The sequence below is a fragment of the Nocardiopsis sp. TRM 82005 genome, from assembly GCF_056312425.1.
In genome coordinates, this window is record NZ_JBWDTQ010000005.1 from 63496 (window position 1) to 82119 (window position 18624).

An 18624-nucleotide genomic window follows, 5' to 3' on the forward strand; every position below is an offset into this window, starting at 1 on the left:
CAGGCAGCAGCCAGCGCTGCTTGCGGTTGTTGGTGAGCATGCTCATGACGTGCTCCGCTCCGGAAGGTGTGGCGGGATCCGTTTCCTAGCTTAATGCCCAGGTCCGCACGGTTCGGTAGCGGTCCGCCTTCCCGGGACGGCTCTCCACCAGGTGCACCTCGTCCGCCCGCCACCTGCGGCTGCGCAGGGCTCCGAGGGCCTGGACGGTATCGGCGAGGTCGCGCGCGGGGCGGCTGCGGGCGACCGTGATGTGCGGCACGTAGGCGCGGTCGTCCACGGGCACACCGGTCTCGGCCGCGGCGGTGCGCAGCCCGTCGGCGAGCGCGCCCAGGGCTTCGGTGTCTCCGTCGAGCCCGGCCCAGAGCACGGAGGCGCGGCGTCCGTCGCGGGGGAAGGTGCCCCAGCCGTGGGCGGCGAGGTGGAACGGCTGGTGGGCGCGGGCCTCGCCGCCGAGGACCTCGGTGAGCCCGGGCAGGCGGTCCTCGCCGATCTCGCCGAGGAAGACCAGGGTGAGGTGCCAGTCCCGGGGACCGGACCACCGCAGGCCGGGGTCCCGGCGGCGCCCCCGGCCGACGGCCTCGCTCAGCTCGTCCAACACGTCGGGAGGCGGGTCCAGTGCGACGAACAGTCTCATGTCCCCATCCTGCCCCGCGCGAACCGAGGGGCCACCCCGTCTTCCCCGGAGAGTTCGCGGCGGCGCCCGCCGCTGCCGCTGCCTCTGCTACCCGGTCGTGCCCCGAGGACGGCGGGGCACGACCGGAGTCTCATGTGCGGGTGGCCGGGGCCGCCCGCGGCCCGGTGTCGGTCCCGGGGTCCGGTTCGGTCTCCTCCGGGCCGGCGGCCGCCTCGCCCCGTTCTCCGCGGCGTCCCGGGAGCAGGTCGCGCACCCGTACGCCCCTGACCCGGAGGAGCAGGAAGGACAGGGCCGAGACCACCACGAGCGTCACCGAGCCGCCGATCATGAAGCTGGCCCGCGGGCCGAACGTGTCGGCGAGCAGGCCCACCACGGGCGCTCCGATGGGCGCCACACCCATGAACACCAGCAGGAACATGCTCATGACCCGGCCGCGCATCCTCGGGTCCACACTGAGCTGGAAGGTGGCGTTGAGGGTGGTCACGTAGGTCATGAAGGCGATGCCCATGGGCACCAGCACCACGATGAACGGCACGTAGCCGGGCATGAGCCCGGCGACCACCTGGAGTGCGCCGAAGGCCATCGACCCGATGAGCACCAGCCGCAGCCGGGGCCGCTCGCGGCGGGCGGCCAGCAGGGCGCCCGCCAGTGCGCCGACCGCCAGGAACGCCGCGGCCACGCCGAACGCGTCGGCCCCCGCCTCGAACACGTTGTTGACCACCAGAGCGATCTGGTTCTGGCTGTTGGCCCCGAAGAACTGGGTCGACGCGGCCAGGGCCAGGAGCAGGACGAGGTCGCGTCTGCCGCCGATGTAGCGCAGGCCCTCGCGGATCTGCCCCTTGCCCCGGGGCATGGGCTCGGTGGGGTTGAGCTCGGCGGTGCGGATCATCACCAGGGCGATGATGGTGAAACCGAACGAGGCGCCGTTGATGAGGAAGACCGGTCCGCTGCCGATGACCGCGATGAGCAGGCCGGCCACGGCCGGTCCGGTGACCCGGCCCAACTGGAAGCTGGCGCTGTTGAGCGCGATGGCGTTGGACAGGTGGTCGCGGCCGACCATCTCCGGAACGAAGGCCTGCCGCCCGGGGTTGTCGAGCACGGTGACCATGCCGAGCCCGAGGGCGAACAGGTACACGTGCCAGACCTGCGCGACCCCGGCCGTGGCCAGGATGCCGAGGCAGACGGCGAGCACGCCCATGGCGGTCTGGGTGCGGATCAGGAGCTTGCGCTTGTCCAGCCGGTCGACCAGGGCGCCGCCCCACAGTCCCAGGAAGAGCATGGGCAGGAACTGCAAGGCGGTGGTCATACCGAGTGCGATGCCGCTGCCGCCGCTGAGCTGGAGGACCAGCCAGTCCTGTGCGATGCGCTGCATCCACGTGCCCGGGTTGGACAGCAGCTGGCCGAGGGCGTACAGCCGGTAGTTGCGGACGGACAGTGAGCGGAACATGGCGATACGCCGCATCAGTCCCTCCCCGCGATTCGGTGGGGAGGGACTGATGCGGCCACTGGCCGATCGTGGCGACATTCCAGACAAGGCGAACAAAGAAGTAAACGGCGTTGACTCATCATTGGAGTCAACGCCGTTCATCACCTCGGGAATTCCCGCCCGGCGGACGGGAACGGGGGTCAGCCGATCAGGGCGCTGATCGGCGCCTCCGCGAAGTGGATCAGGAACACCAGCGAGATCAGCCACAGCAGCGGGTGGACCTGGCGGCCCTTGCCCGTGACGAGGCTGACGAAGGCGTACGTCAGCAGGCCGAACCCGATGCCGTTGGCGATCGAGTAGGTGAAGGGCATCATGATGATCGCCATGAAGGAGCCCAGGCCCAGGGCCGGGTCCGTGAAGTCGATGTTGACGATCTGGGTCATCATCATGAAGCCCACGATCACCAGCACCGGAGTCGCGGCCTCGAAGGGCACCAGGTTCACCAGCGGGGTGAGCAGGGTGGCCAGCATCATCAGGGCGCCGGTGACGATCGGCGCGATGCCGGTCCGGGCACCCTCACCGACGCCCGCGGCGGACTCGGCGTAGATGGTGGCCACCGAGGCCGAGCCCAGACCGCCGAGGATCGTGCCGAAGGAGTCGGCGGCCAGGACCTCGCGGCTGCCGGGGATGTTGCCGTTCTCGTCGGCCAGGCCGCCCTGGTGGGCGACGCCGACCATGGTGCCCATGGTGTCGAAGAAGTCGGCCAGCAGCAGCGTGAAGATCAGCATGATCACGGTGGCGAGGCCGATGTCGGACCAGCGCGCGAACACGTTGAAGCCGTCGTCGGCGAACATGCCGATGAGCGAGAAGTCGGGGACCGCCACCAGGCTGCCCCCGCCGGCGGGCAGGGCCGGGACGGTCAGGCTCCAGCCGAGCTCGTTGTCTCCGCCGCCGAGGCCCGCCTCGACCAGCAGGGCGACGAGGGTGGAGATGATGATGCCCAGCAGCATCGCGCCCGGCACCTTGCGCACGTACAGGGCGACGGTGATCAACAGGCCGATGACGAAGATCAGGATGGGCCAGCCCTGGAGGCCGCCGTTGCCGAGCTGCACCGGGGTGCCCTCGCCCGCCTGCACGAACCCGGCGTTGACCAGGCCGACCAAGGCGAGGAAGAGGCCGACGCCCACGGCGATGGCGACCTTGATGCCGGGCGGGATCGCGGCGAAGACCGCGGTGCGGAACCCGGTGATCACCAGGATCAGCAGGATGATGCCCTCGACCACGATCAGCAGGAAGACGTCGGACCAGGGCATGACCGGTGCGATGCCGTATGCGACGACGGCGTTGAGCCCCATGCCCGCGGCGATGGCGAACGGGTAGCGGCTGACCACTCCCATGAGCAGACAGGAGATCGCGGCGACCAGTGCGGTGACGGCGGCCACCTGGGGGATGCCCAGGGTGTCGCCGTTGACGTCCTCGGCCGTGCCGATGATCAGCGGGTTGAGGACGACGATGTAGGCCATGGCGAAGAAGGTCGCCAGGCCGCCTCGGATCTCGGTGCCGAGGGTGGAACCGCGCTCGGTGATACGGAAGTAGCGGTCAACGGGGCCCGACGGGCGCTTGTCGGTACCGCTGGGGGATGGACTAGAAGATTTCACGTCGACAGCCTGACCTGGTCGTGTTACTGGACAACAAGGATTCTGCGCCAGGTTAGTTGCATCTTCGTACAACCCCAGACACTTGTTTCACACAGGTTCCAGAGAAATCACCATATGGCCGGATGATCACCTCCTGGGATGTGACGAACTCACCCCTGGCCAGCGCGGTGTTTCCGCGCACACACTCTTACCCGTTGGCGAACGGATAGCCTGGGAAGCGTGCGCAAACCTCGCCGACCCGACCCGGATGTTCACGAGAGCGACTACCGCGTGCCCGCCGCGATCGGCACCCTGGCGTGGACGGTGGCGCTCGCCGTCCTCCTCGCCATGGGCGACGGCCTGCCCGCGTCCGAGCGCTGGTGGATCGGGGTCTGCGTGACCGGGATCGCACTGGGCGTCTTCGGGTTCCTCTACATCCCGCGGCTGTTCCGCAAACACGCCACAGCCGCCGAGCGCGCGGACGAGCGCCGCTCCGGCACCCCCTGATCTGCGGTTACCGCCGACCAACGGAGCACAGTGCTTCTGCCCGATAATGGGCGGGTGTCTGAGACGAAATTCCCGCGCGGTCTGGCCGAGCGACTCCGCGGCATCCTCATCGACGCCGACTACACGGTGTCCGGCGTCCGTGACCGACTCGGCGACGCCGCCGCACGGGCGCTGGCCCGTGAAGAGCTGGTACCCGCGCTGCGCGCCACTGGCGGCGAGGAACGGCTCGGACTGCTGCTGCGCCTGTGGTGGCTCCAGTCGCCCATCCCCGCCAGGGCCGCGCGCTCCATCCTGCCCGTGGACGAGTTGGCGGAGGCCGGCCTGGTCACCGTGGAGGAGTGCGCGGACGGACCCGTCGTGCGCGCCCTCGTGCACCTTGGCCCCTGGGACCTGGAGGACGGCAGGCCCGGCTTCGTGGTCTCCGATCCCAAGGTGCGCCCCGGCGGTGGTGCCGCGCCCCGCCACGACCACGTGGTGGGCGCGGGCGGCGCCTCGTCCACCCTCTCCCAGCTGATCGTGGACGGACCGGTCGATCGCGCCCTGGACGTGGGCACCGGCTCCGGCGTACAGGCCCTGCACCTGGCCTCCCGGGCGCGCGAGGTCGTGGCCACCGACCTCAACCCGCGCGCGGTGCACCTGGCCGGGATCAGCCTCGCGCTGTCCGGCGTGGCCGACGCACGCCTGGAACAGGGCTCGCTGTACGAGCCGGTCCGGGGTGAGCGGTTCGACCTGATCGTGTCCAACCCGCCGTTCGTGATCACCCCCGACTCCTCCCGGTACACCTACCGGGAGTCGGACCTGCCCGGCGACACCGTGTGCGCCGAGCTGGTGCGGCAGGCTCCGGCGCACCTCACCGACGGCGGCTGGTGCCAGATCCTTGCGAACTGGGTCCACAGCGACAGCGACGACTGGGAGGACCGGGTCGGCGGCTGGGTGACCGGGACCGGGTGCTCGGGCTGGGTGGTCCAGCGCGACGTGCAGGACCCGGCCGAGTACGTGGAGCTGTGGCTGCGCGACTCCTGCGAGCACGGCACCCCCGAGTACACGCGCCGCTACGACGCCTGGCTGGACTACTTCGAGCGCAAGGGCATCAAGGGCATCGGGTTCGGATGGATCAGCCTGCGCAACGACGTCGCCCAGGACGCGACCGTGCGCGTGGAGGAGATGCGGCACGAGATCGAGCAGCCCGTGGGCCCGTACCTGCCGGACGTGGTGGACGGCGCGATGACCGCGCTGCGCCTGCCCGACGCCGCGCTGCTCTCCGCGCACGTGGCGCTCGCGCCGGGCGTGGTGGAGGAGCGGGTGGCGCGCCCCGGCGCGCCGGATCCGGAGAAGATCGTGTTGCGCCAGCGCGACGGCCTTCGGCGGGTCGCACGGGTGGGCACGGTGGAGGCCGCGCTGGCCGGGGTGTGCGACGGCACCATGCCGGTGGGCCCGCTGCTGGACGTGATCGCCGAGCTCATCGGAGAGGATCCGGTGGCGGTGCGGGAGCGCGCGCCCGAGGCGCTGCGCACCCTCATCTCGGAGGGGTTCTTCCGGGTGGCCCGCTGACCCGGAGGGGCCGGCGGGCCCCACGGCATCAGGACTCCGGCGCGGGTTCGGCCTCCGGGTCCGCGGTGTAGGCGGCCACGGTGCGCTCGGCGGCGGCAGCGGCCTCCTCCTGGCCGACCCCCGCGGCGGCGTGCGCCTCTCCCCAGAGACGTCCGCTCAGCTCCATGAACCGGCGGGCCTCCTCGGACCCGGCCCACTCCGCGGCCTCCACCGGGGCGCCGGCTCCCGAGGACATGTGCAGGAACAGGCCCATGAGCCCCAGTTCCCAGCCGATACCGGTGGCGCCCGGTCCGAACTGCTCCCAGTGGTCGTCGAGCGGTGCGACGTGGGACAGCGTGAAGCGTGTGCGGGTGTCCGAGAGCTCGGTCAGGCGCACCTCCACCTCGCTGCTCTGTCCGCCGAACTCCCAGGTGAGGCGGAAGGAGTGCGGCGGGTCGCAGCTGAGCACCCGTCCCCCGGCGTTGCCCTCCAGCTGGTAGGTACCGCCCTCCCGCAGGTCGCCCGTGACCGGGAGGAACCACCGGGGGAGGCGCTCGGCGCTGGTGCAGGCGTCCCACAGGTCCCCGACCGGTGAGTCGTAGTCCTGCGCCAGAGTGACGGTGGTCTCGTTCCCGGAGCCGCTGATCTCCACGGACCGGTCGATCGCGTCGATCCGCTGCTGGATGTCCATCATGTGCTCCCCTTGCTCATCGGTCCTCGTCGGCGGACCGCCGACGTTCACGCCCGCCCCGGGCGAGCTCCGTCTCCAGTGCCATCAGGTGCGGTTCCCAGCGGGCGGCGAAGCGCCGCAGCCAGGCGTCGACGTCGCGCAACGGGGAGGGGTCGACCGCGTACAGCCTGCGGGCGCCCTCCCTGTGCACGGTGGCGAACCCGTTCTCCCGGAGCACGCGCAGGTGCTGGGAGACGGCGGGCTGGGAGATGCCGAACTCGGCCCGTACGGCCTCGGTCAGCTCACCGGAGGAGCGCTCGCCGTCGTTGAGCAGCTCCAGCAGGCGGCGTCGGACGGGATCCCCGAGGACGTCGAAGGCGTGCATGGCTCCATCTTATAAGCAAGGGCTTATATAAGCTAGTTCTGATACAGAGGGATCACCGCTCCTCGCCGGTGAAGACCACCTCTCCGGATCCGTGCTCGTCGCCGCCGTCCAGCAGTGTGAGTCCGGGGGCGTCCACGTGCACGGTGACCTCCGTGTCGCACTCCAGGCCGATGAGATGGTTCTCCCCGGGTGGGAACTCGCGCAGCTCCACCGGCAGCCGGGCGGTGCACCCGACCGTCTGGTCCTGGTGCTCGAACCGGACGGTGGAGCGGTACCCGGAGAAGAACGGGGTCGTGCGGCCGCCGTCGCCGCTGGCGTACATGGTCAGGTCCACGGTGATCTGCCCGCCCGGATCGTAGACGTGCTCGGTGACGGGTCCTCCCGTGGAGGCGGCGTCCTCGGGCGGTGCGCCGGAGCCGCCGCCGTGGCAGCCGGTCACGGTGAGTAGGACGGCCAGGGCGAGAGGGGATGCGCGCATAGGGATCCTGTTGGTTTCGGGGATGACGAGGGTACCCACGTGGAGGCGCGCCACGGACCGCGGCGGGTTTCCGGGGCCGAAAGCGGCTCCCCGCCCCGTGGGGCCCTTCCAGGGCGGTAGCGTCTGTCCATGGCCCGAATCGCGGAACTCCTCCACTACCCGGTCAAGGGGTGCGCGGGCACGTCCGTGCGCACCGCCGTGATGACCCCGGCCGGTATCACCCACGACCGCACGTTCATGGTGGTCGACGACCGCGGGAACTTCCGCAGCCAGCGCACCGACCCCCGCATGGCGCTCGTGGGCGCCGGCGTCAGCGCCGACGGCGCGCGCCTGCGTCTGGGCACCGACGGGTTCGGACCCCTCGACGTCGTGGCCGCCCCGGAGGGGCCGCGCCTGGACGTGACGATGCACGGGAAGCGGTTCACGGGCGTGGACCAGGGCGCCGAGGCCGCTGGTTGGCTGTCGGAGGTACTGGGCGCGCCGAGCCGCCTGGTACGGGTACCCGAGGACCACGACCGCCGGGTGGGCGGGATGACCCCGGGCACCAGTGCGTTCGCCGACAGCACGGCCGTGCTGGTGGCGTCGCTGGCCTCACTGGACCTGCTCAACGAGCGCGTCCTCGCGCGCGGCGGCGAAGCCGTACCGATGGACCGGTTCCGTCCCAACATCGTGGTGTCGGGCTGGACCGGACCGCACACCGAGGACCGTGTCCGCGCCATGCGCCTGGGCACCGCGGAGCTGGGCTACGCCAAGGTGTGCATCCGCTGCGCGGTGACCACGGTGGACCAGGAGCGGGGGGTCAGGAACGGCCCCGAGCCCCTGCGCACGCTGGCGGACTACCGCCGCGCCGACACGGGCGGGGTGTCCTTCGGCGCCAAGTTCGCCGTCACCCGTCCGGGAACGCTGTCGGTCGGCGACGAGGTGGAGGCCACCGCCTGGGACGAGCCCGAGGAGGGTCTCGGCGGGCGCCTGGCGGCCGCCCTGGCCTGAGGCCCCCGCTCAGTCGTCCAGGTCGGCCTCGGCCAGGAGACGCGCCGCGGCGGAGGGGTCGCGCAGCGCGGCCGCCAGCAGGTGCCGCCGCGGCCACTGGCCGGCGCGCCAGCACAGGGCACGGGCCAGCCCGTCGGTGGTGGAGGCGTGCGCCGAGCCGTCGCCGACGTACCACTCCAGCTCCACACCGTCCACGGTGAGCGTCTGGTGGTGCAGGTAGGTACGGTCGGGCTCCCCGTCGGGGTCGAGGAAGAGGTCGGCCTCGTCCGGCACCGGACGGATACGTCCGGCCGGGCTGACCCTGCCGGTCACCGACTCGCTCGCCAGGTCCAGGTCGAGCACGTCCGCCAGGGCCTCGGCGCCCTCCGCCGGGGCCAGCACCAGGGCGCGGTCCTCCAGCAGCGGCAGCAGGTCCGGTGAGTCCACCACGACGGCGTAGTCCGCGTCGGCCACCACGATCGCGCCGCCGCGCACCGCCCGCACCCTGGTCGGCGGGGTGACCAGGTCGGCCTCCACCCCGGCGAGCGCGGCCCACACACGGCGCAGCGCCGTGCGGTCCACGTGCCGGGCCGGATCAGCCAGGCGGGCGAGCAGGTCGTCCGGGCCTTCGGGGTCGGCCAGCAGGTCGGCCAGGGTGGTGCGCACGCCCAGGGCCCGGGCGAACTCCGGGTCGATGCTGGCGGACACCTCGTCGTACAGGCCGGTCAGAGCGGATTCGGCGTCGGCTGTACGCAGTGCGACCGGCGCGCTGCCGTCCAGCAGGGCCCGGGTGCGCAGCCACCACGCGGTGTAGGAGGGCACGTCCACCACGCGGCCGTCGGGCAGCAGTACCCGGGCGGGGGCGGTGACCGCCTCGCGCAGCGGCCCCCTGGCGAGCATGGCCAGGGCCCGGGGCCACTGGTCGTCGGCGATGCAGTCGAGGTCGGCCACGCACACCAGCTCGGGCACGACCGGCGGCAGCTCCGGGTCGCCGACGCGTTCGAGGACATCGTCGGCCCAGTCCTCCAGGCCGTCCGGCCCCTCCTCCCCGGCCGCGCCGTCGAAGACCGAGGCCAGGTCCTCCCCCAGCGCGACCTCCTCGGCGCGGACCGCGGTCATCTCCCACAGGGCCCCGACCGCGCGCAGCGCGTCGGTCCCGTGCCGCTCCACGAGGTCGGGGTGCACGGTCCCGAAGGGTGCGTCGTCCATGAGCAGGTCGGCCAGGGGCGCGCCGGGAACAAGGAGTTCGGCGGCCACCGAGTAGCCGTCCTCGTCGTCCCGCAGGGCCAGTTCGGCCAGCCAGGGCGCCTCGGCGACGGTGGTCCCCGACGCGGAGACGAGGTCCAGGACGGCTTCGGCGACGGGGTCGGGGTCCTCGGCCTCCAGGGAGTCGCGGACGGCGGCCTCAGTGCGCTGGTCGGCCAGGACGGTGGCGGCACTGGCCTCCACCGCGCCCAGACGGCTCAGGAGCGGGTGGACGGCGTCGGGGTGGACCACACGCACGCCCAGGGTCGCCAGGGCGTCCGGGGAGACCCGGTTGCCGTGGACGTCGCTGACCTCGGTCCAGTCCTCACCCGGCACGAGCAGGGAGCGGGGGCCGCGCACGAGCCGCCCGTCGGCGAGCGGGACCGGCAGGGCGCCGAGTTCGTTCAGGTCGGCGCCGCCGCTCCCGGCGCTGGCGAAGGCGGCGTAGAGGGCGGCCCACCAGTGCGGCGGCCGGTCGGTGTCGGCGAGCAGGTCGGCGACGTCGGCCAGGCCGATGCGGTGGACACGCAGGGAGACCAGCGCCGGATGGCGGGGGTTCCAGGTACCGGGCAGCAGCTGGGGGACGAATTCGGACAGGACCGCGGCGAGGTCGGCGGCTCCGGCGGACCCGCCGGTGTCGAGCAGCACGGCTTCGCGCGGGGCGAGCGGCGCACCGGCCGCGGTGACCAGGAACGAGGTGTCCTGGAGGGGTTCGGCGACGCGGGCGCGGAAGGCGGCGTCGACGGCACCGCCGCCCACCCGGGTGCCGGGCACCAGGTTCAGGGCGGCTCGGGCGTCGAAGCGGCGCAGCATCGCGCAGTAGGCGTCAGCGGCCTCCGCGAGCATCAGGTCGGTGGCGTCCCCGGGCTGGACGGCGCGCCGGTCGCTGCCGAGCGGGAAGGAGCCGATGAGGACGGCCGGCAGGTCGAGCTCGGTGTCGGTGGGCGTGGGCGCGTGGACCACGGCGTCGACGTCGGCGGGCAGGGTGGCGACCGCGCCGTCCTCGTCCACGGGAACCGCCCAGGTCAGCGACCAGGCGGTGCGGTCGCGCTCCTCGGTGGGCCGGTCGGCGAGCAGGTCGGGGTCGAAGACACCGGACCGGCTCAGGACGCGCCACAGGGTGGTACGGGTGCCCTCGGCGTCCCGGTGGCTGGTGACCAGGTCGGCCGTTCCGGTGACCTCCTCCCGGGTGAGGACGCGCTCGGCGCCCTCCACGTCCACGCGGACCTCGGCGAGGCCGGGCAGGGCCAGCATGAGCGCCTCCCCGGTGCGGTCCAGGAGTTCGCGCACCCGGTCACGGGCGGAGTCGTCGCGCAGCAAGAGGGTGACGACGGTGTCGTAGTCCTCCGCGGAGGTGCTCTCAGCGGCGGCGCTCCCGGCTGGGGCGCCGTCGGCGGCACTCTCCGCGGGGAAGGGCAGGCGCAGCATGGGCACGTGCCCGGAGCGGCGCTCCACCTCCTCCGCGAGGCCGCCGTGGGTGTCCTCCTCGGTGAGCAGGCCGGCGACGGCCGCGCGGGCGGCCTCGGCGCTGAAGCGGACGGCCACGCCGCCGGAGTCGACGGTGACGTCGTCGCTGAGCGCCGCCACCGCGGAGAATCCCACACCGAAGCGTCCGGCGGAACCGTGCTCGTCGCGCTTGGTGGAGGCCCGCAGCGTGGCCAGTGACTCCACGCCCCCGGAGGTCAGCGGGGCACCGGTGTTCGAGGCGGTCAGCCGGTGGCCGGCCAGCGCCAGGCGCAGCCGTCCCGGCGCGCCCGCGCGGCGGGCGGCGTCGGCGGCGTTCTGGGCCAGCTCGACCACGACCCGGTCACGGTAGCCGCCGAGCGCGAAGTCCTCCTCCGCGTTGGCGTCCTCACGAAACCGGGCGGGCGCGTCGGCCCACGCCGCGAGTACGCGTCGGCGCAGTTCAGCGGTGTTGTAGGGGTCGGCCACCGAAGCGGTCAACGGCTCGGCCATAGCGGTTTCCTCCTGCGCTGCGGGCACGGCCCGGCACGGTGCACCCGGGGCGGAAGCGGATGCGGTAAACCGACCCTAGCCCACGATGATGGGAGGGCCGGAGTCTGTTCGTGCGGCGTGGCGGCGCACCGGATCGGAGTGCTCAGGAGTCGGAGGAGACCAGTTCCAGTTCGGCCGTGTCGTCGAAGACGACGTGGTCGTAGCCCATCTCGTCGACGACCGGGCCGGCGGGCTCGCTGCGCGCCTCGGGCCGGCGCACCTCGGAGTGGGCACCGCAGCCGTGGTCCATCGAGACCACCTTGCCGTCGTCGGGGGCGTACTCGTTGGTGCAAACGCCGAACATCTGGCGCAGCTCACCGGCGAGGGGCGTCATGAAACCGCAGGTCAGGCAACGGGCGGGCGCGGACGTAGCGATCGGGCTGCGCGGCCCGGAATCGCCGTTGTACCAGCGCTCGGCGGCTCGCTCACGGCCCGTCTCCGAGAGCACCTGGCGTCGTCCCAGGCCCAGCTCCCACACCATCTGCCGGTCCACGCCCTCGTCGTCCAGCTCGCTGCCGGGCACCTGGGCGTATCCGGGGACGAGGCGTTCGTCGTCCTCGTCGGTGGGCAGCAGGTCGCCCACGCCGAGGTCGCCGGGGCGCAGCCGTTCCTTCCAGGGAACCCATTCGGGTGCGACGATGGCGCCCTCGCCGGGTAGCAGAACGACCTCGTTGACCGTGACCTTCTTGGCGCGCGACGCGCGGACCACGGTAACGGCGTAGTTCCACCCCGGATAGGCGGGGTCCAGGCAGGTGAAGTAGTGGGTGATCAGGCGCGTGTCCTCGACCTGGGGGGTGAGGTGTTCACCCACCCATTCGGGTTGCCCGACCTCGGCGGCCACCGAGCGGGCTAGATCCACCGCCTCGATACATGCCTTGTCTGGTGCAGGAGAACGTCGAGAAGGGCTCACGTTCCCCATTCTCACTGATCGTGGGCACCGATTTGACCATAACGCGGGTCAAGGTTCGACCGATACACCCTCTTGATGTGGTCACGCGTCGGGCACCGCATGGCCGCGGCCACCGGCCCGGAGGACCGGCGGCCGCTCAGGCTTCCAGGTCATCGGCGACCGCCCGCAGCACGGAGGCGATCTTGGCAGCCTCCCGATGTTCCGGGTGGCGCCCTCGACGGTAGCCGTTGGACAGGCCCTCCAACAGTTTGATGAGGTCCTCTGTGATGACCACCATCTCGTCGGGCTTCTTGCGCCGTGCCTTGACGACCGAGTGCTGGGCGTCCAGGAGCTGGACCTGGAGCGCCTGCGCGCCCTTGCGCCCCTCGGCCACGCCGAACTCGACTCTCTGACCGGGACGCAGCGACGCGGTGCCTGCGGGGAGCGAGGTGGAGTGCACGAACACCTCACCGCCGTCGTCGCGGGTGAGGAAGCCGAAACCCTTTTCGCCGTCGTACCACTTGACCTTGCCAGTGGGCACCTGATGACCTCATGCTTTCAGTGACGTGCGCCCGGAGCGGAGGGCGCGTCGGGGGTCCGCGCCGTACGCCCGTTCCCTGAGCGCCCCTGGTTTCCATGGGTGTCCCCAAGGTAATGCCCGGAGGCTCGCGGGCGCGAGGGCATATTCGCCTCCCCGTGTCGTGGCCGGGCGGCTTGGCCGGACATGGAACGAGGCCCGGATACGGATCATCCGGGCCTCGCGGCGTCGACGACGGCCCCTCACCGCTGGGTGCGGAGCGTGGGACGGGACTCGGCGGAGACATGGGCCGCCTCGACTGGAGTGGTGACCGGACTGGACGCCGGGCCACCGGCACTGACACGACCGCCGCCAAGTGAATGAAGCGGTGTACTGACACGATTACCCGGATCCGGGTGTTCGGACGCACGGTAACGGGCCGACAGGAAAAGGATATTCCCCAGCGTTTGCCAAGCAGTGACCGGTACGCGCGGCCGCTGCCCGGGAAGGACCCGCGCCGGGGCGCGAGCGCTCAGCGCCCCGTGGTCCCCTCCGCGGCCCGCGCCGAGCGCAGGGCCCTCGGGTAGAGGTAGACCGCGCACACCAGGGAGGCCGCGCTGAGCCCGATGACACCGGTGGCGGCCAGGGACTCCTGGATGTACTGGTCGACGAACTTGGCGTCTCCGGTCCACATGGCCATCCCGGCCAAGCAGGACAGCAGGGGCAGGCCCACGCCGATCCACTTGTCCCTGGCCGCCCACACCTGGCTGAGGAGGATCAGGGCCGCGCCGAGCACCCACAGGAACGACAGGTTCCACCACCAGGGCACCGTCAGCAGCAGCAGGAGCAGGGCCGTGGCCTCGGCCGGGGTGCGGCGCACCACCGCCGCGAGGCCGCGCAGGAGCCCCGGCCCCCGGTCACCGCGGTGGGTCCGGGGCGTGCTTCGGCCCTCGGGACGCGTGCCCGTCTGCCCGGAGCCCTCCAGCATGGACATCAGGCCGTGGCCGGGCCCGCCCCGCCACGGCGGCGGCGGCCGGTCCGCGTGACGCGGTCTGGGCGGGATCAGCTCGTCGTCCTCGATGTCGAGGTCGCGACCGCCGACCTCGCGCTCCACCAGGTCGCGCGGGGTGCCAAAGCCCCTGAGGATCCCCCGGACGGTGTCCATGTCGTCTTTTTCCGCAGCGGCGCGGCGCGCGTCGATACGCGAGCGCACATCCGTGAGGTAGGCGGTACGTTCTCTCGCGGTCATGCGACCGTGCAGCACCAGACCGACCTCGGACAGATAATCGAGTACCAATTGCTCCGAGTGCTGGGTCATGCCCCCATATTGGCCTACGTTGACCTGCCTTTTAAGCCCTTCCTCCGAATATCGGACCTCGATTCACCTTCGGATACGGCCCGCGATCGCGCAACGGCGGAGGGCCGGGAGGACGCGGCGGCTCACGCCACCATCGGGGCGGGCATCGCTTAGCGTTGACATGATGACCGACAACGCACAGTCCGACGAGCACGAACCAGGCACGGGGAGCGACGGACCCCCCGCGCCGGGCCGTCCTCCCACGTTCACCTCATGGCTGCGCGGCCGGTCGGACGCCGAGCTCGCCTACCTGTTGCGCGGCCGCCCCGACCTGGCCCAGCCGGTCCCGGCCGACCTTGGCGCGCTCGCCTCCCGCGCGACCGCCCGCAACACCGTCCTGAGGGTCCTGGAGCGTCTGGACCGGTTCACCCTCCAAGTGCTGGAGTCGGTGGTCGCGCTCGGTGACGACCGGATGTCCGAGCCGGTGGGGGTGCCCGTCGCCGAGCTGGCCGCGGCGCTCGGGCTGGCTCCGGGGCCCGACCCGGCGGACGACCCGCTCTCCCGCGCGCTGGACACCCTGACGGGGCTGGCGCTGGTCTGGCCCGACCGCGGGCGGCTGCGTCCCGTGCAGGTGCTGCGTGACCTGCTCCCCCAGCCCGCGCAGCTCGGTCCGCCCTCGCGCGTGCTGCTGGCCGCGCTACCGCACGACGCCGTCAGGAGGCTGGCCGACGACCTCGCGCCCGGCAGCTCCGCGAGCACCCCCGTGGAGGCGGTCGCCACGCTCCTGGCCAACCCCGGCCGGGTGGCGGCGCTGGTGGGCCAGGTGAGCGACGGCCCGCAGGCCCGCAGGCTCCTGGACAGCATGGCCTGGGGGCCGCCCAACGGAACCGTCTCAGAGGCCCGCCGCGAGGTCACCCTGGCCACCGCCTCCTCACCGGTCGACGCGCTCATCGCCCGCGCCCTGCTGCTGCCCAGCGGGGACGACACCCTCACGCTGCCGCGCGAGGTGGGGCTGCACTTGCGTTCGGGGCTGCTGTTTCGCGAGGTCACCACCGGTCCGCCGCCGTTCTCGGGCACGGAGCACCCCGCCGACGCCGTCACCCGCGCGGCAGCCGGACAGGCGTTCACGGTGCTGCGGTCCGTGGAGGAGCTGCTGGAGCGCTGGTCCCAGGACCCGGCCGCGATGCTGCGCAACGGCGGACTGGGCGTACGCGACCTGCGCCGCGCCACCCGCGCGATGGAAACCGACGAGTCCACCGCGGCCCTGTTCCTGGAGGTCGTGCACGCGGCCGGATTGCTCGCCACCGACGACCGGATCGAGGGCGAGTGGCTGCCCACACGCGAGTACGACCTGTGGCGGGAGGCCCCGCCCGAGCGCCGGTGGCTGCGCCTGGCCTCGGCGTGGTTGGCATCGGACCGGGTGGCGACACTGACGGGTACGCGCGACTCGGGCGGCCGGGTGCGCAACGTGCTCGGTCCGGGCCTGGCCCGACCGGCCGCTCCGCAGGCCCGCCGCGACCTGCTAGGGGAGCTGGGCACCGCGGAGCCCGGGTTCGCTCCGCTGCCGGACTCGCTGTCCGCCCGCCTGGCCTGGCGCCGCCCGCGCCGCCAGTCCCCGGTCCACGCCGAGCTGGTGGAGGCCGCCTCGGTCGAGGCGGCGGCGCTCGGGCTGACCGGGCGCGGAGCGCTGGCCGACCACGTCCGTCCGCTGTTGGAGGGCGACGAGGACGCCGCCGCGCGGATCCTGGCCGAGGAGCTGCCCAGGCCGCTGGACTACGTGCTGGTCCAGGGTGACCTGACCGCGGTCGCGCCGGGGCCGCTGGTGACCGGGCTGGCCCGTGAGCTGGCGCTGATCGCCGACGTGGAGTCCACCGGCGGAGCCACCGTGTACCGGTTCACCGAGGAGTCGGTGCGCCGGGCGCTGGACGCCGGGCGCGGTGCCGCCGACATCACCGCCACACTCGAACGCCACTCACGCACCCCGCTCCCCCAGGCCTTGCGGTACTTGGTCTCGGACGTGGGGCGGCGGCACGGACGGCTGCGCGCGGGTACGGCGTCGAGCTACCTGCGGTGCGATGAGCCCGCGTTGTTGGACGAGCTGGTCAGCGACCGCCGGTCCGAGGACCTGGGGCTGCTGCGGCTGGCCCCGACCGTGGTGGCGAGCCGGTCGACCCGGTCGGCGTTGGTGGACCGGCTGCGGCAGCTGGGTTACCACCCGGTGCCCGAGGGCGGGGACGGGTCGATGCGCCTGAGCCGCCCCGAGGTGCGGCGGGCCGACCCGGTGGACGTGTCGCCCGCGCCGGGCGAGAGGGGTTCGCCCCGGGAGCTGGCGGACGCGGCGGTGCGCGCTCTGCGGGCCGGGGACGAGGCTGCCACGGCGGCGCGCATACCGGTCCCGCTGCCCGAGGACGGCCCGCCGGGGGCGCGTTCGGCGGCGGTGTTGGAGGTGCTCACACGTGCGGCCCGGGAGGGGTGGCGCGTGTGGATCGGCTACACCGACACCGACGGGCGCCAGGTGAGCCGGATCGTGGAGCCGTCGAGCGTGGACGGCGGCTTCCTGACCGCCTACGACGCCACGCGCGCCGCGGTACACCGGTTCGCGGTGCACCGGGTGACCGCCGTGGCCGAGCTGGAGCAGGAGGCGGAGCGGCGGTAGGGGCCTCTCGGGCCCCGGCCGCCAGGGGTCCGGCCGCCAGGGGCCCGGCGCCACCGGTCGCCACGGTGCCGGGGCGGGGCTGGCGCCCGTGGGACGGGCCCGGCCTACGGGCGAGGGCCGGGGAGCACGCCCTAAGGTGGAGGCGAGTTGGTCGCCCACCGACAGCGAGAGAACCCCATGAGCAACGCATCGCTGCCCCCCGGGGCATCGTCCCCCCGTGACCACGGACGTGACGACGACCGCGGGAGCGGGAACGGGAGGACCCGGGATCCCGAGCGCGGCCGCGACGAGGACCACGGGAGCGACCGTGGGGACGACCGCGGGAAGCGTCAGGTGTCGGGTGGGGCCAACAGCTCCACGATGGCCCTGATCCTGCACGGCCTGACCTTCGTGTGCTGCGCGAACTGGCTGTTCGGCATCGCCGGGATCGTGTTCGCGGTGCGCGCCGCGCACGCGCGCGACCGGGGGCGCCCCGACCAGGCCGAGACCCTCACCCGCTACTCCTGGTACTGCCTGGGTGCGGCGGGGGTGATGCTCTTCGTGATGCTGGTGTTGACGTTCGTGCTGTTCACCCAGGCGGGGTCGTGGATCGAGGGGATCGTCCCGGTCACCAACTACTGACTACTGGCCGGGTTTGGCGAACCGACCCCTTGGGCAGCGCGTCTGAACGGGGTGGGAACGTTATGCGCCGGTGCGCGACGGCGGGGAGGCGGCACGAGCGGTGATGAGCGGCAGGGGCGATCCGAGGTCCTTCTGGGAGAAGGGGCACGGCTCCCCCCTCGGGCCTGCGTCACCCGGAGGCGGGTCGCCGACGGGGCCGCCCGGGCTGTCCGCGACCCCTCCGGCCGACCCGTCGTATCCCCTGGGGACGCCTCCTCCGTCCGCCCCTCCCGCCCGTGTGGGCGGCGCCGCGGCGGCACTGGTGGTGGCGGTCCTGAGCGTGGCGGGGCCGGTCCTGATGATGTACCTGGGCTTCTGGTTCTTCCTGCTGGTGGTGAACGTCCCCGGCATCGGCTTCGGGATCGCGACGCTGACCAAGCTCCCCGACCCGGTCGAGGTGGAGCGGTACATCCGGTACACCTGGGCGTGCACCTTCGCCTACGCCGCCCTGTTCGTGCTGTTCACGATCCCGGTCGCGGTCCTGTTCATGATGATGCTCCTCCTGACCCACTGACCCGGTTCCCACACCCCCGGTGCCCCAGGCACCCGAACACGGAGAAACACGACATTGAGCGAGAACTGGCCGTCCGGGCCCCCTCCCGGCGGTGACCCCCGCGACAGCCACGGTCAGTACGGCGGATACGGCGCGCACAGCGCCTACGAGGACCCGGCCGGCTGGCCCGCACCGACCGGCGGCGCCCCCGCCCCCCAGGCCGGGACCGGCTACGGCATGGCGCAGTATCCCCCGGCCCCCTACCCCGGCCTCCCCCACCCGGCGGCTCCCCACCCGGGCTTCCTCCCGCAGGGGGAGCCTCCGAACCGGACCAGCGCGATCGTGGCCCTGTCGCTGTCCGTCGTCATGGTCATGACGTGCTGCGGTGTCCTGGGCATCGTCGGAACCGTCTTCTCCGCGCTGGCGATCTCGGAGAGGACCGACCACGAGAAGGCCCGGCGCTACACCCGCAACGCCTGGATCGCCAACGGCGTCGTCCTGGGCCTACTGCTCGTCCTCGTCACGTTCCTCGTGGTCTCCATGCTCTCCTCCGGGGCCTGAACCGCCGGCCGCCCGGGTGGCAGCCGACGACGACGGCGTCCGTCACGGGGCCGCGGTCTCCGGGCATGATCGGGG

17 protein-coding genes are annotated in these 18624 nt (G+C 72.6%); 7 read left to right on the forward strand and 10 right to left on the reverse strand.

The genetic code is table 11. The features are described 5' to 3' along the window. Nucleotides 1–85: 85 nt before the first annotated feature. The 3 genes from thpR to AC0T5L_RS02780 form a co-directional block, all read right to left on the reverse strand. Nucleotides 86–634 (reverse strand): RNA 2',3'-cyclic phosphodiesterase, encoded by a 549-nt coding sequence (thpR, locus tag AC0T5L_RS02770; RefSeq protein WP_476163740.1) that lies wholly within the window; start codon nucleotides 632–634, stop codon nucleotides 86–88. A gap of 130 nt (nucleotides 635–764) precedes the next feature. Further along, entirely contained in the window at nucleotides 765–2096 is a 1332-nt protein-coding gene (locus AC0T5L_RS02775) for an MFS transporter (RefSeq protein ID WP_476163741.1), read from the reverse strand. A 164-nt stretch (nucleotides 2097–2260) separates the two neighbouring features. After that, nucleotides 2261–3718, reverse strand: a complete 1458-nt coding sequence (locus tag AC0T5L_RS02780) for an NCS2 family permease (protein WP_476163742.1) — start codon at nucleotides 3716–3718, stop codon at nucleotides 2261–2263. 219 nt (nucleotides 3719–3937) lie between these two features. Here AC0T5L_RS02780 and AC0T5L_RS02785 point away from each other — a divergent pair, with 219 nt between their 5' ends. Together AC0T5L_RS02785 and AC0T5L_RS02790 are read left to right on the forward strand one after the other, a co-directional pair. Further along, nucleotides 3938–4204 carry a DUF2530 domain-containing protein gene (locus AC0T5L_RS02785; protein WP_476163743.1) on the forward strand — a complete coding sequence of 89 codons (267 nt, stop codon included), beginning with the start codon at nucleotides 3938–3940 and terminating at the stop codon, nucleotides 4202–4204. A gap of 54 nt (nucleotides 4205–4258) precedes the next feature. Further along, on the forward strand, nucleotides 4259–5755 hold the full coding sequence (locus AC0T5L_RS02790; protein ID WP_476163744.1) for a DUF7059 domain-containing protein: 1497 nt from the start codon (nucleotides 4259–4261) through the stop codon (nucleotides 5753–5755). A gap of 28 nt (nucleotides 5756–5783) precedes the next feature. Here AC0T5L_RS02790 and AC0T5L_RS02795 read toward each other — a convergent pair whose 3' ends face one another. Genes AC0T5L_RS02795 through AC0T5L_RS02805 form a run of 3 tightly spaced genes read right to left on the reverse strand, consistent with a single transcriptional unit; the run spans nucleotide 5784 to nucleotide 7267 of the window. Further along, a complete protein-coding gene (locus AC0T5L_RS02795; protein WP_476163745.1) occupies nucleotides 5784–6428 on the reverse strand; it encodes an SRPBCC family protein in 645 nt (214 codons plus the stop codon). A 13-nt stretch (nucleotides 6429–6441) separates the two neighbouring features. After that, nucleotides 6442–6789: an ArsR/SmtB family transcription factor gene (locus AC0T5L_RS02800; RefSeq protein WP_476163746.1), complete on the reverse strand. Its 348-nt coding sequence runs from the start codon at nucleotides 6787–6789 to the stop codon at nucleotides 6442–6444. 52 nt (nucleotides 6790–6841) lie between these two features. Continuing rightward, complete coding sequence (locus tag AC0T5L_RS02805) at nucleotides 6842–7267, reverse strand: hypothetical protein (RefSeq protein WP_476163747.1); 426 nt, start codon at nucleotides 7265–7267, stop codon at nucleotides 6842–6844. Nucleotides 7268–7396: 129 nt separating this feature from the next. On the opposite strand from AC0T5L_RS02805, the gene AC0T5L_RS02810 reads away from it, so the two are divergent. Next, nucleotides 7397–8257: an MOSC domain-containing protein gene (locus AC0T5L_RS02810; RefSeq protein ID WP_476163748.1), complete on the forward strand. Its 861-nt coding sequence runs from the start codon at nucleotides 7397–7399 to the stop codon at nucleotides 8255–8257. Between the two features lie 9 nt (nucleotides 8258–8266). On the opposite strand, the gene AC0T5L_RS02815 is transcribed toward AC0T5L_RS02810, so the two are convergent. The 4 genes from AC0T5L_RS02815 to AC0T5L_RS02830 all read right to left on the reverse strand — a co-directional run bounded on the left by AC0T5L_RS02815 (nucleotide 8267) and on the right by AC0T5L_RS02830 (nucleotide 14200). Next, a complete protein-coding gene (locus AC0T5L_RS02815; protein ID WP_476163749.1) occupies nucleotides 8267–11437 on the reverse strand; it encodes a sacsin N-terminal ATP-binding-like domain-containing protein in 3171 nt (1056 codons plus the stop codon). A gap of 142 nt (nucleotides 11438–11579) precedes the next feature. Beyond that, nucleotides 11580–12335: a DUF3027 domain-containing protein gene (locus tag AC0T5L_RS02820; RefSeq protein ID WP_476163750.1), complete on the reverse strand. Its 756-nt coding sequence runs from the start codon at nucleotides 12333–12335 to the stop codon at nucleotides 11580–11582. A gap of 187 nt (nucleotides 12336–12522) precedes the next feature. Next, entirely contained in the window at nucleotides 12523–12906 is a 384-nt protein-coding gene (locus AC0T5L_RS02825) for a cold-shock protein (RefSeq protein ID WP_476163751.1), read from the reverse strand. A gap of 508 nt (nucleotides 12907–13414) precedes the next feature. After that, nucleotides 13415–14200 (reverse strand): hypothetical protein, encoded by a 786-nt coding sequence (locus AC0T5L_RS02830; RefSeq protein WP_476163752.1) that lies wholly within the window; start codon nucleotides 14198–14200, stop codon nucleotides 13415–13417. A gap of 163 nt (nucleotides 14201–14363) precedes the next feature. Between AC0T5L_RS02830 and AC0T5L_RS02835 the strand changes: the two genes are divergently transcribed. The 4 genes from AC0T5L_RS02835 (at nucleotide 14364) to AC0T5L_RS02850 (ending at nucleotide 18549) form a co-directional block, all read left to right on the forward strand. Further along, the gene (locus AC0T5L_RS02835) at nucleotides 14364–16835 is read left to right on the forward strand and encodes a helicase-associated domain-containing protein (RefSeq protein ID WP_476163753.1); all 2472 of its coding nucleotides are present in this window, start codon (nucleotides 14364–14366) and stop codon (nucleotides 16833–16835) included. Nucleotides 16836–17012: 177 nt separating this feature from the next. After that, nucleotides 17013–17456, forward strand: a complete 444-nt coding sequence (locus tag AC0T5L_RS02840) for a CD225/dispanin family protein (RefSeq protein ID WP_476163754.1) — start codon at nucleotides 17013–17015, stop codon at nucleotides 17454–17456. 277 nt (nucleotides 17457–17733) lie between these two features. Beyond that, entirely contained in the window at nucleotides 17734–18009 is a 276-nt protein-coding gene (locus AC0T5L_RS02845; protein WP_476163755.1) for a hypothetical protein, read from the forward strand. Nucleotides 18010–18063: 54 nt separating this feature from the next. Further along, nucleotides 18064–18549 (forward strand): hypothetical protein, encoded by a 486-nt coding sequence (locus AC0T5L_RS02850; protein WP_476163756.1) that lies wholly within the window; start codon nucleotides 18064–18066, stop codon nucleotides 18547–18549. Nucleotides 18550–18624: the final 75 nt, after the last annotated feature.